Annotated in this window: 12 protein-coding genes; 10 read left to right on the top strand and 2 right to left on the bottom strand. The window is 73.0% G+C overall.

What is annotated here, in order from left to right; all coding sequences use genetic code 11:
• The 3 genes from sucB to LE181_RS24360 all read left to right on the top strand — a co-directional run.
• A partial coding sequence (gene sucB / locus LE181_RS24370) for a 2-oxoglutarate dehydrogenase, E2 component, dihydrolipoamide succinyltransferase (RefSeq protein ID WP_225663629.1) occupies nucleotides 1-1,007 on the top strand: 1,007 nt, incomplete at its 5' end.
• A 189-nt stretch (nucleotides 1,008-1,196) separates the two neighbouring features.
• Nucleotides 1,197-1,820: a GntR family transcriptional regulator gene (locus LE181_RS24365; RefSeq protein WP_225663628.1), complete on the top strand. Its 624-nt coding sequence runs from the start codon at nucleotides 1,197-1,199 to the stop codon at nucleotides 1,818-1,820.
• Between the two features lie 191 nt (nucleotides 1,821-2,011).
• Nucleotides 2,012-2,983, top strand: a complete 972-nt coding sequence (locus LE181_RS24360) for a helix-turn-helix transcriptional regulator (RefSeq protein WP_225663627.1) — start codon at nucleotides 2,012-2,014, stop codon at nucleotides 2,981-2,983.
• Here LE181_RS24360 and LE181_RS24355 read toward each other — a convergent pair.
• On the bottom strand, nucleotides 2,974-3,891 hold the full coding sequence (locus LE181_RS24355) for an SDR family oxidoreductase (protein WP_225663626.1): 918 nt from the start codon (nucleotides 3,889-3,891) through the stop codon (nucleotides 2,974-2,976). The genes LE181_RS24360 and LE181_RS24355 overlap by 10 nt on opposite strands.
• Before the next feature lie 207 nt (nucleotides 3,892-4,098).
• On the opposite strand from LE181_RS24355, the gene LE181_RS24350 reads away from it, so the two are divergent.
• The 3 genes from LE181_RS24350 (at nucleotide 4,099) to LE181_RS24340 (ending at nucleotide 7,059) form a co-directional block, all read left to right on the top strand.
• Nucleotides 4,099-4,617 (top strand): DUF4240 domain-containing protein, encoded by a 519-nt coding sequence (locus tag LE181_RS24350; protein ID WP_225663630.1) that lies wholly within the window; start codon nucleotides 4,099-4,101, stop codon nucleotides 4,615-4,617.
• An 18-nt stretch (nucleotides 4,618-4,635) separates the two neighbouring features.
• A complete protein-coding gene (locus LE181_RS24345) occupies nucleotides 4,636-5,559 on the top strand; it encodes a TIGR01777 family oxidoreductase (protein ID WP_225663625.1) in 924 nt (307 codons plus the stop codon).
• A 177-nt stretch (nucleotides 5,560-5,736) separates the two neighbouring features.
• On the top strand, nucleotides 5,737-7,059 hold the full coding sequence (locus LE181_RS24340) for an NAD(P)/FAD-dependent oxidoreductase (protein ID WP_225663624.1): 1,323 nt from the start codon (nucleotides 5,737-5,739) through the stop codon (nucleotides 7,057-7,059).
• A gap of 46 nt (nucleotides 7,060-7,105) precedes the next feature.
• Here LE181_RS24340 and LE181_RS24335 read toward each other — a convergent pair whose 3' ends face one another.
• Nucleotides 7,106-8,563 carry an NsdA family TPR-like regulatory protein gene (locus tag LE181_RS24335; RefSeq protein WP_225663623.1) on the bottom strand — a complete coding sequence of 486 codons (1,458 nt, stop codon included), beginning with the start codon at nucleotides 8,561-8,563 and terminating at the stop codon, nucleotides 7,106-7,108.
• Nucleotides 8,564-8,839: 276 nt separating this feature from the next.
• Here LE181_RS24335 and lipB point away from each other — a divergent pair, with 276 nt between their 5' ends.
• From lipB to LE181_RS24315, 4 genes are all read left to right on the top strand, one after another.
• A complete protein-coding gene (gene lipB, locus LE181_RS24330; protein ID WP_225663622.1) occupies nucleotides 8,840-9,637 on the top strand; it encodes a lipoyl(octanoyl) transferase LipB in 798 nt (265 codons plus the stop codon).
• Between the two features lie 96 nt (nucleotides 9,638-9,733).
• Nucleotides 9,734-10,687 carry a lipoyl synthase gene (lipA, locus tag LE181_RS24325; RefSeq protein WP_225663621.1) on the top strand — a complete coding sequence of 318 codons (954 nt, stop codon included), beginning with the start codon at nucleotides 9,734-9,736 and terminating at the stop codon, nucleotides 10,685-10,687.
• 269 nt (nucleotides 10,688-10,956) lie between these two features.
• The gene (locus LE181_RS24320; RefSeq protein ID WP_225663620.1) at nucleotides 10,957-11,217 is read left to right on the top strand and encodes an SCO2195 family GlnR-regulated protein; all 261 of its coding nucleotides are present in this window, start codon (nucleotides 10,957-10,959) and stop codon (nucleotides 11,215-11,217) included.
• Between the two features lie 10 nt (nucleotides 11,218-11,227).
• A complete protein-coding gene (locus LE181_RS24315) occupies nucleotides 11,228-11,911 on the top strand; it encodes a DUF4191 domain-containing protein (RefSeq protein ID WP_190111801.1) in 684 nt (227 codons plus the stop codon).
• Nucleotides 11,912-11,950: the final 39 nt, after the last annotated feature.

Raw genomic sequence — 11,950 nt, 5'->3', positions numbered from 1 at the left:
CCCCGGCTCCGGCCCCCGCGCCGGTGGCCCCGGCCGCTCCGGCCCCCGCCGCGGTCACCCCGGCGGCCGACGGCGCCTACGTCACCCCGCTGGTGCGCAAGCTCGCCGCCGAGTCCGGCGTCGACCTGAGCACGGTCGCGGGCACCGGCGTCGGTGGCCGCATCCGCAAGCAGGACGTCATCGCCGCCGCCGAGGCCGCCAAGGCCGCGCAGGCCCCGGCCGCCGCTCCGGCTGCCGCCCCGGCCGCCGCCGCGCCGAAGGCTCCGGCTCTTGAGGCGTCCCCGCTGCGCGGTCAGACGGTCAAGATGCCGCGCATGCGCAAGGTCATCGCCGACAACATGATGAAGGCGCTGCACGGCCAGGCGCAGCTGACCTCCGTGGTCGAGGTGGACATCACCAAGATCATGCGGATGCGCAACAAGGCCAAGGACGCCTTCGCCGCCCGTGAGGGCGTCAAGCTGTCCCCGATGCCGTTCTTCGTCAAGGCCGCCGTCCAGGCGCTGAAGGCCCACCCGGTCATCAACGCCCGGATCAACGAGGACGAGAACACCATCACCTACTTCGACTCCGAGAACGTCGGCATCGCCGTCGACTCGGAGAAGGGCCTGATGACCCCGGTCATCAAGGGTGCGGGTGACCTCAACATCGCGGGCATCGCGCGCAAGACCGCGGAGCTGGCCGGCAAGGTCCGTTCCAGCAAGATCAGCCCGGACGACCTGGCCGGCGCGACCTTCACGATCAGCAACACCGGCTCGCGCGGTGCGCTGTTCGACACGGTCATCGTGCCCCCGAACCAGGTCGGCATCCTGGGTATCGGTGCGACCGTCAAGCGCCCGGTGGTCATCAACCACCCGGAGCTCGGCGAGACCATCGCGATCCGCGACATGACGTACCTGGCGCTCTCCTACGACCACCGCCTGGTGGACGGTGCCGACGCGGCCCGTTACCTGACCACGGTCAAGCAGATCCTGGAGGCCGCCGAGTTCGAGACCGAGATCGGTCTCTGACCCGAGCGTTTCCGTCAGTGAGCGCTGAAGGGCGCGGCCCCGGTTCCGTACTCCGTACGGGCCGGGGCCGCGCCCTTCCGTCTGCCCGCTGCGGTTCCCGGGGGACGCCCCCCCGGACCCCCGGCCGGACCGTCGGGCCGGGGGAAGCGTCGATAATGACGTAACCGGCAGATCCGACCAAGGAGAGAAATGACCCCGCCCGTCGTGCATTCGCTGCGCGAGCAGATCCGCGAGCACATCCTCGAAGGGATCGTGAGCGGCCGCTGGCAGCCGGGCGAGCGCATCGTGGAGCGCCGGATCGCCGCCGAGCTGCTGGTGAGCCAGACCCCGGTGCGCGAGGCACTGCGCGAGCTGGAGTCGCTGCGGCTGATCGAGTCCGTTCCCAACAAGGGCGTGCGGGTCCGTGACCTGAGCGCCGCCGACCTCAAGGAGAGCTACCCGGTCCGGGCGGGTCTGGAGCAGGTGGCCGCCGAGCTGGCCGCGGACGCCCTGGCCGAGGACGTCTCGGCGCTGGAGCGGGAGGTGGCCGCCCTGCAGGTGGCGGACCGCGCGGGCGACAGCGAGGCGCAGGCCCGCCACACGGTCGCCTTCCACCGCGAGATCGTGCGGGCCGCCGGGAACTCGGTGTTGCTGCACACGTGGGAGTCGCTGGGCATCGAGGTGTGGACGACGCTGTCGATCCGCTGGCTGAGCCCGGAGCCGCGGGCCCACGCCGAGGACCACGCGGAGATCGTCCGGGCCTTCCGGCGGCGGGATCCGGCCATCGGCGAGGTCCTCAAGCGGCACGTGCTGAACTGCGCACCGCGAATCTGACGGCCAGGCATTGATCGATCATCGATCAAAGGCGTATCGTCTCCGCCGGAGCCGCGTCGCGCGCCCTGTCCTGTGACGCGGAGCGGCTCAGGGGTGACGACAGGACCCCGCGCGCTCGTCCATGCCCTGACTCGGCACGCGGGCTCCTGTCGTCACGCCCCGCTGTCGGTGGCACCCGGCATCATGGGCCCATGCGTGCGTCCCGTCTGATCAAGCTGATGCTCCTGCTCCAGTCCCGCCCGTCGATGACCGGCACGGAGCTCGCGCGTCAGCTGGAGGTCTCGGAGCGCACGGTCTCGCGGGACGTCCTCGCCCTGTCCGAGGCGGGCGTCCCCGTCTACGCCGACCGCGGCCGCACCGGCGGGTACCGCCTCGTCGGCGGCTACCGCACGCGGCTGACCGGCCTGGGCCGTACGGAAGCCGAGGCGCTCTTCCTCTCCGGCGTGCCGTCGGCGCTGCGCGACATGGGCCTGGCCGACGCCGCCTCCGCCGCCCGTCTGAAGGTGTCCGCCGCGCTCCTGCCCGAGCTGGGCGACGCGCCCGCGAGTGCGGCCCAGCGCTTCCACCTCGACGCCCCCGGCTGGTGGCAGCCCCACGACCCGCCCCCGCTGCTGCCCGCCCTCGCCGACGCCGTCTGGGACGACCGGCGCGTCACGGCCCGCTACCGGCGGCGGGAAACGGAGTCCGAGCGGGAGCGGGAGCTGGAGCCGTACGGGCTCGTCCTGAAGGCCGGCGTCTGGTACGTGGCGGCCCGGGCCGGCGACGACTTCCGCGTCTACCGCGCGGACCGCTTCACCGCGGTGACGGTCGGCGCGGAGCGCTTCCGCCGCACCGCCGACTTCGATCTGCCGGGCTTCTGGGAGGAGCGGGCGGCGCAGTTCGCCCGCTCGATCCTGCGCGACCGGGTGGAGCTGCGGCTGAGCCCGGAGGGGGCGCGCCTCCTGCCGCACGTCACGGATCCCGTGGCGGCCCGTGAGGCCCTGGCGGAGGCCGGCCCGCCGGACGGGCGGGGCCGTACGACCCTCACGCTGCCCGTGGAGACACAGGAGGTGGCGTACGCCCAGCTGCTGGGCCTGGGCCCGGAGGCGGAGGTGCTGGGGCCGCCGGAGCTGCGCGAGCGGTTCGCGCGGGCGGCCGCCCGCAGCGCCGGCCTCTACCGGTAGTCGTCGGCGGGGGCGTCCTTGCCGCCGAAGACCACGTCCTTGAAGTACGCGAAGCAGTCCGGCCGCGAGCCGTCCAGGTCGTCGAAGCCGTACGCCGCGGCCAGCTCGCCGCTGGAGAGCGACCTGCCGTTCCAGCGGGCGCGGTCCGGATCGGCGGCGAGGGCGGCCACGCCTCGCCCGATGAACGCGGGGGACTCGGAGATGGCGAAGTGCGGGCTCTTGGCCACCGCGTCCCGCCAGGTGGCCTCGGTGACGCCGAAGTGGTCGAGCATCTCCTCCGAGCGCAGGAAGCCGGGCGTGAGGGAGACGGCCGTGCCGCCGTACTCCTCGATCTCCCGGGCGAGGCCGAGGGCCATGCGGATGGGGGCGTACTTGGCCAGGTCGAAGAAGAGGTTGCCCCGGTAGGTGCGGTTGAACTCCTCCGTGCCGTCCGTGATCTCCACGACGAGCCCGCCGGGCCGCCGGACGAGCAGCGGGAGGGCGAAATGGCTGGTGATCGCGTGCGTGTCGACGGACAGCCGCAGCATCCGCAGCCCCTTCTCCAGGTCCACCTCCCAGACCTTCGTGTCGAACTCGATCAGGTGGTCCCCGCCCCAGACGTCGTTGACGAGGACGTCGAGCCGCCCGTGGTCGCGGTCGATGCGCTCGACGAGGGCCCGCACCTGCGCGGGCTCCAGGTGGTCGGTGGGCACGGCGACGCCGGTGCCGCCCGCGGCCGTCACCAGCTCGGCGGTCTCCTCGATGGTCTCGGGGCGGTTCACCTCGCTGCGCCGGCCACGGGTCGAGCGCCCCGTCGCGTAGACGACGGCGCCCCGGGCGCCCAGCTGCACGGCCATGGCCCGCCCGGCGCCGCGCGTGGCCCCCGCGACCAGGCACACGCGGCCTTCCAGGTCCTTCGGCGCGTTCATGAACGGTCTCCTCTCGTCGCTCCTCGCTGACGGGACCGACGCTCCCATCGAATCCGGACATCTTCTGTCGTGTTTTTCCGGCGGGTTTTCCGGGGCGAGCGGACCTCGGGCCGCATCCGGCCGCTCCCGGCCCACCGATAACAACACGGCCGCATCCGGCACGCCCGGGGTGCGTGGCCCGGCGGCAGGCCCGATGCTGGTCCCGTGATGGACGAGACGGAGTTCTGGGAGCTGATCGACAGCACGCGCGAGGCCGCCGACGGGGATGCCCAGGACCAGGCAGATCTCCTGGTCGAGAGGCTGACGCAGCTCGACCCCGACGCCGTGCTCGACTTCTCCCGGCACTTCGAGGCGCGGTACAACCGTGCGTACCTGTGGGACCTGTGGGGGGCGGCCGGCGTGCTGCTCGGCGGTGCGAGCGACGACGCCTTCGACTACTTCCGCTGCTGGCTGATCGGCCAGGGCCGGGAGGTGTTCGAGGGTGCGGTGCACGACCCGGACGCGCTCGCGGACCTCCTGGAGGACTTCGACGAGGAGGTGGACGGGGACGGGGAGGACCTGGGGTATGCGGCGGACGAGGCGTACGAGCAGCTGACGGGGGTCGAGACCCCCGACCTGGGCCTGCCGCCCCCGCCGTCCGAGCCGCTCGGCACGCCCCTCGACCTGGAGGACGAGGCGGCGCTGGCGGAACGGCTCCCCAAGGTGTGGGACAGATTCGGCTCCTGACCGGGTAAGGGTCCGCCCATGCGCATTGCGGTAACCGGTTCGACCGGCGTCATCGGCACGGCTCTCGTGCGCTCCCTGGAGGCCGACGGCCACGAGGTGGTGCGCCTCGTCCGCCGCCCGCCCCGGCACTCCGGCGAGGTGCGGTGGGATCCGCGGCGGCCGGGGACACCTCCCGGCGGCGACGGGGAGAAGGTGAACACCGAGGCCCTGGCCGGCTGCGAGGCGGTGGTGCACCTGGCCGGGGCGGGCATCGGCGACCACCGCTGGACGGACGCGTACAAGAAGGAGATCCGCGACAGCCGGGTGCACGGCACGCGAGCGATCGCCGAGGCCGTGGCGGCGCTCGGCACTCCGCCCCGCGTCCTGCTGAGCGCCAGCGCGATCGGCATCTACGGCGACACCGGCGACCGGACCGTCGACGAGAGCGCCCCGCCCGGCAGCGGCTTCCTGGCCGAGGTCTGCCAGGAGTGGGAGCAGGCGACGGGCGCGGCCGTGGAGGCGGGCGTCCGCACCGTGCTCCTGCGCACCGGCCTGGTCGTCTCCCGCGACGGAGGGGCCTGGGGAAGCATGCTGCCGCTCTTCAGACTCGGGCTCGGGGGGCGGCTGGGGAGCGGCCGGCAGTACTGGAGCTTCATCGCCCTGCAGGACCACATCGCAGCGCTGCGCCACCTGCTGGACGGCCCCTCGCTCTCCGGCCCGTTCAACCTCACCGCACCGCATCCGGTCACCAACCGCGAGGCGACCGAGGCGACGGGGCGCGTGCTGAAGCGCCCGACGCTCTTGCCGGCGCCCGCTCCGGCGCTCAGGCTCGTCCTGGGCGGGCTGGCCGGTGAGGTCCTGGGCAGCCAGCGCGTCCTGCCGCGCCGCCTGCTGGAGTCCGGCTTCTCCTTCGCCTGCCCGGACGTCGAGAGCGCCGTACGCGCGTCGCTGGCGGGCAGCTGACGCTCCCCCACCCCGCATCACAACGGTGCCGCGTGCGACCACCGTGCGACCGTGCTCGCCCTGTGCGCGACTGTTATTGACCGGAATTCTCTCTACGGTCGAGGCGAACTCGCGCATCGCCGCCGCCGGTTGAGGGCATCAGGCCCCCGAGCGAGCGGACCGACCCCGGGAGGGCACGTGCTCAGCAGCGCACGCCACACCGCACACCACGCTGACGTCGTCATCGTGGGCGCCGGCCTCGCCGGCCTTACTGCGGCTCACCATCTCACCAGTGCCGGGGTAACAGTCACCGTCCTGGAGGAAGCCCCTTACCCGGGCGGCCGCATGACCACCGAGGAGATCGACGGCTTCCGGCTGGACCGCACGGGACAGCTGCTCAACACCTCCTTCCCGGAGCTCTTCCGCACCCCCGGCCTGGAGGCCCTCAAGCTGCGCCCCTTCACCCCCGGGGTGCTGGTCCACACCGACGGCCGCAACCTCCGCACCGGCGAACTGCGGGGCGCCAAGCGCGCCTTCACCACCGCCCGGGCCTTCGCCGCGGCACGCGCCTCCCGCAGCGCCGGCCTCGACCAGGCGCGCCTCGGCGCGGCCCTGGCCCGCCTCGCGTCCCTGCCCATGGACCGCATGCTGGCCCGCCCCGACCGGCCCACGGCGGCGACCCTCGCGGGCCGCGGCCTGCCGGCCCGGACCGTGGAGGGCTTCCTGCGCCCGCTGCTGACCTCCCTGCTCTCCGACCCGGACCTCACCACCTCCAGCCGTTGCGCGGACCTGGTCCTGCGCGGCTACGCCCGCGGCCGCCTGTGCCTGCCGGCCGGGGGCGCGGGCGTCCTGCCCCGGCTGCTGGCCGCCCAGCTGCCGCCGGAGACGGTCCGTACGGGCGTACAGGCCACGTCCGTCGGCACCACGTCCGTCGCCACGGCGGCGCACGGGGAGGTCAGGTGCCGCTCGGTGATCGTGGCGACGGGCGCGCGGGCCGCCGCGGAGCTGATCCCGGGCCTGCGGCTGCCCGGCTTCCACCCGGTGACGGTCCTGCACCACACCACCGACGCCCCGCCGCTGCGCGACGCCTCGCTGCTGCTGACCGGCACCCGCCGGGGCCCGGTGGCCCACACCACGGTGGCCAGCGAGGTGGACCCCGACCGCGCGCCCCGGGGCCGCACCCTGATCACGTCCACGGTCCTGGGCACGGCGGCGGGCCTGCCCGTCACCGAGCTGGACCGCCGGGCGAGGGCCCAGCTGTCCCACGTCTACGACACCTCGACCACGGCGTGGCAGCTGCTGTCCGCCCACCACGACCCGGACGCGGTCCCGGCGATGCCGGCCCCCCACGACGTCCGCCGCCAGGTCCGCCTCCTGTCCGGCCTCTACGTGTGCGGGGACCACCGCGACACCAGCACGGTCCAGGGCGCCCTCTTCTCGGGCCGCCGCGCCGCCCAGGCGGTCCTGCACGACCTGGGCATCCGCCCGGGCTACGCCGCGCAGACGCTGCGGGCGGCGTAGCCACAGCCCCGGCCGCCCGACGGGGGGCCGGGGACGGGGGGCCGGGCTAGAGTCCGGCCACCTTCTCCCGGTAGGCCCGGACGGCCGCCGCGTCGCGGTACGGCTCCAGCCGGCGCTCGAAGTCCCGTACGTACTCCAGCGCCCGCACCGAGCGCATCTCCGCCGCCTGCTGCGCCGCCTCCGCGCCCAGCAGGCACGCCTGCTCCAGCTCGCCCAGCCCGAGCCGCGCCGACGCCAGCACCACCCGGCAGAACAGCCGGCTGCGCGCGTACGCCGGGCTCCGCAGCTGCAGCGACCGCTCCGCGTGCTGGGCGGCGGCCCGGTACTGCTGCAGGTCGCGGTGGCAGTGCGCGAACTCGTCGGCGAGGTGCGCCTCGTCGAAGAACCGCGCCCAGTACGGCACGTCGTCCCCCGCCCGCGAGCTCTCCAGCGCCCGTTCCGCCCGGGCCAGGGACGCCGAGCAGGCCCGCACCTCGCCCAGCACCCCGTGCCCGCGCGCCTCCACGCCGTGCAGCAGCGACTGGACGACCGGCGGCGCCCCGGAGCCGACGCCCTGCTGGGCGACGCGCGCGAGCTGCACTGCCTCGCGTCCGTGGCCCAGGTAGACGGCCTGCCGGCTCATGGTGACGAGGACGTACGAGCCGTAGGCCCGGTCCCCGGCGGCCTGGGCCAGCCGCAGCGCCTGCACGTAGTAGCGCTGGGCGAGCCCGTGCGCCGCGATGTCGTACGAGGTCCATCCGGCGAGCCGGGTCAGGTCGGCCGCGGCGGCGAACAGCCGCCGGCCGGTCGTCTCCCCGTACGTCCCGCGCAGCATCGGCTCGGTCTCGTGCTCCAGATAGCGCACGAGCGCCTGCCGGGCGTGCCCGCCGCCGTAGGCGTGGTCGATGGTCCGGAAGAGCTCGCCGACGGACCGCAGGGCGGCGATGTCGCCCATGGAGACCCGGCTGCCGGGTGCCCGCTCGGTGAGCCGTTGCCGGGGCAGCGACACCTGCCCGCCGCGCGCCTGCAGCGGCAGGCGTGCGCCCTCGGCCGAGGGCGCGGGGGTGGCGCCGCGCGCCACCCGTTCGTCCGCACGCCCGATGAGCCAGTCGCGGCTCGGCACCACCAGCCCGGCCGGGGTGAAGGCGATCTTCCGTAGCTCGGTGTGGCTGCCGGAGTCCTTGCGCCAGAGCCCGCTGACGATGTCAATGGCCTCCTCCGGCGACGCGGCGAATTCCAGCCCGGCATACACGGGGGCGCACGCGTCGAGCCCGAGGTCCTGCGCCGACAGCCGGCGCCCGAGCCGCCGGGTGAACACCTCGGCGATCAGGGCGGGCGTGGTCCCGCGCGGCTGCTGCCCGCGCAGCCACCGGGTGACCGAGGTCTTGTCGTACCGCAGGTCGAGGCCGTGCTCCAGACCCAATTGGTCGACGCGGCGGGCCAGGCCCGCATTGGAGAAGCCGGCCTCCGCGATGAGCGCAGCGAGCTGACGGTTGGGGATGCGCTGTGGGGGTCGTTCCGTCATCAGCCTGCCGGTCTCCCTGGATCTTTCCTGGATCTTTGTTCCTGGAACGGCGTGAACTTAGCGGCCCCCGCCGCCCCGATCGCCACCTTCGCCCCGCATTCATCCGATCGTGTGAGGACAGATCAAATAGCCGCGGAGGGTCACTCCGGGCGACGGCCGCCTGCGGGGTTGCCGGCGCCCCGCCGTACAGTGGCAAGGGCGTGTCGTACGCCGAGAGACACCGAGACCGAGCGAGACGGACCGGGGGACGAGCCACCGGTGCGAAGAGGAGCTGCCGTGACTGAGCTGCGCTTTGTCCACCTGGGCTTCGGGGCGGACGCCGTCGAGTACCAGGAGGCGTGGCAGGAGCAGCGCACGGTCCACGCGGCCCGGTTCGCGGACGAGATCCCCGACACCTGCCTGCTGCTGGAGCACCCGGCGGTCTACACGGCCGGACGGCGCACGGAGGACAGCGAGCGCCCCCTGGACGGCACCCCCGTGGTGGACGTCGACCGCGGCGGGAAGATCACCTGGCACGGCCCGGGCCAGCTCGTCGGCTACCCCATCCTCAAGCTCCCCCGCCCGGTGGACGTGATCGCCCATGTGCGCCGCCTGGAGGAGGCCCTGATCCGCACCTGCGCGGAGCTCGGCCTGGAGACCACCCGGGTGGAGGGCCGCAGTGGCGTCTGGGTCCTGGGCGACCCGGTGGAGCAGCGCCCGGCGATCCCCGGGCTGGACCTGGACTTCGACCCGCGGCTGACCGACGAGGAGTTCGACCCGCGGCTGAACGGCCCGGAGTACGCCCCGTCCAACGCCGGCCAGCGCCGCGAGGACCGCAAGCTGGCGGCGATCGGCATCCGCATCGCCAAGGGCGTCACCATGCACGGCTTCGCCATCAACTGTGATCCGGACAACACCTGGTTCGACCGCATCGTGCCCTGTGGCATCCGCGACGCCGGTGTGACCTCGCTCTCCAATGAGCTGGGCCGGAAGGTGACCGTGGCCGAGGTGGTTCCCCTGGTGGAGAAGCATCTGCGGGAGGTCCTCCGGTCGCAGGAGCCCCTCCCCCGGGCCGTGGCGGCCCAGGCGAGCTGACGGGCCGCCTCCGCTGGAGGCGGCGGCGTCAGAGCAGAGGAAATAACGGGCGTACCCTGGTGTTCGCCGAGGAATCGAAGTCATAGGGAGCCGGACGTGTCCGCTGTCGCACCCGACGGACGCAAGATGCTGCGCTTGGAGGTCCGGAACGCCCAGACCCCCATCGAGCGGAAGCCCGAGTGGATCAAGACCCGCGCGAAGATGGGCCCCGAGTACAAGGAGCTCCATGGCCTGGTGAAGCGCGAGGGCCTGCACACCGTGTGCCAGGAGGCCGGCTGTCCCAACATCTACGAGTGCTGGGAGGACCGCGAGGCGACGTTCCTCATCGGCGGCGACCAGTGCACCCGGCGATGTGACTTCTGCCAGATCGACACGGGCAAGCCGCAGGCGCTGGACCGCGACGAGCCGCGCCGCGTGGGCGAGTCCGTCGTGGCGATGGACCTGAACTACGCCACCATCACGGGCGTCGCCCGCGACGACCTGGCGGACGGCGGCGCCTGGCTGTACGCCGAGACCGTGCGCGAGATCCACCGGCAGACCGCCGGCCGCGAGGGCGGTCACACCAAGGTGGAGCTGCTCGCCCCCGACTTCAACGCGGTCCCGGAGCTGCTCGAAGAGGTCTTCGAGTCCCGCCCCGAGGTCTTCGCGCACAACGTCGAGACCGTCCCGCGCATCTTCAAGCGGATCCGCCCGGGCTTCCGCTACGAGCGCTCGCTGGAGGTCATCACCCGCGCCCGCACGGCCGGCCTGGTGACCAAGTCCAACCTGATCCTCGGCATGGGCGAGACCCGCGAGGAGATCAGCGAGGCCCTGCAGGATCTGCACGACGCCGGCTGCGACCTGATCACCATCACCCAGTACCTGCGCCCGTCGGTCCGCCACCACCCGGTGGAGCGCTGGGTGAAGCCGCAGGAGTTCGTGGAGCTGAAGGAGGAGGCCGAGGAGATCGGCTTCGCCGGCGTCATGTCCGGCCCCCTCGTCCGCTCCTCGTACCGGGCGGGCAGGCTGCACCAGCAGGCGATGGAGCGGCGGAGCCGAGCCGAGGCGTAACTCGGCGCACTGACGCGTACCGACGCGGCCCGCACCCTCCGGCGACAGCTGGGGAAGGTACGGGCCGCGTCAACGTTTCATAGGTGTTTGACCAACAGGTCATCCATTGGTAACACCGTTCAGTGACGATAGATGTACGCACAGCAGTACGACCCACCGGGTACGGCTGTGCACCCGTGCGCACCCCCGTGCACGACCCCCGTTCGGCCCACTGCACGACCTCACCCTCCACGCCTACGCATCCTTCCGCTCCCGAGGGGAAAACCGACATGCAGGCCGCGCCCGGTACCGCAGTTCTGGCGACCGTCTCCAGTGCCTCGTCCACCTTGCCTTCCACGCTCTCCGTCCGGCCTCCGTCCGTCACCGGGGCCCTGCGCGCGCTGGAGGGGCTGCTGATGCGCGGCGGGCAGCGCACAGCCCGCCGGAACGCCTGGACGGCCGTGCTGGAGGACCGGCGCCGGGCGAAGGACCGGCGCGAGGCGCAGCACGTGCTGGAGGCCGTGGCGGCCCCCGGTCCGCAGGCGACGTAAACTGCGCCGTATGGCGAGGAAGGAAACATCCGAGAACCCCGGGCGACTGAAGCAGATCGCCCTGACCTACAAGATGACCAAGAAGGTCGACTCGAAGGTCGGTCTTGTCGTCGCAGCTGTGGGCATTGTCACCTTCGGTGTACTCCTTGCCATCGGCTTCTGGATCGACCACCCGGTCTACCTGGGCATCCTGGGCTTCCTGCTGGCTTTCCTCGCGATGGCGATCGTCTTCGGGCGCCGCGCCGAGCGCGCCGCCTTCGGGCAGATGGAGGGCCAGCCGGGCGCGGCTGCCGCGGTCCTGGAGAACATCCGGCGCGGTGGCTGGACGACGACACCCGCGGTCGCGATGAACCGCAACCAGGACGTCGTCCACCGGGCCGTCGGCAAGGCGGGCATCGTGCTGGTCGGCGAGGGCAACCCGAACCGGGTCAAGGCCCTGCTGGCGGCCGAGAAGAAGCGCATGGCGCGCATCGTCGCGGACGTGCCGGTGCACGACATCGTCGTGGGTGACGGCGAGGGCCAGGTGTCGCTGAAGAAGCTGCACACCACCCTGCTGAAGCTGCCGCGGGTGCTGCCGGGCGCGCAGGTGACGGCCGTGAACGACCGTCTGCGGGCGCTGGGCGACCTGATGAGCAACATGCCGATCCCGAAGGGCCCGATGCCCAAGGGCACGAGAATGCCGAAGGGCCGCTGACGCGGCGGCCACACGAACCGCTGGAGAAACGGGGCGGGG

The organism is Streptomyces sichuanensis, from assembly GCF_020328095.1.
Lineage (GTDB): Bacteria > Actinomycetota > Actinomycetes > Streptomycetales > Streptomycetaceae > Streptomyces > Streptomyces cinnamoneus.
This window is presented reverse-complemented; position numbering and strand designations above follow the sequence as displayed.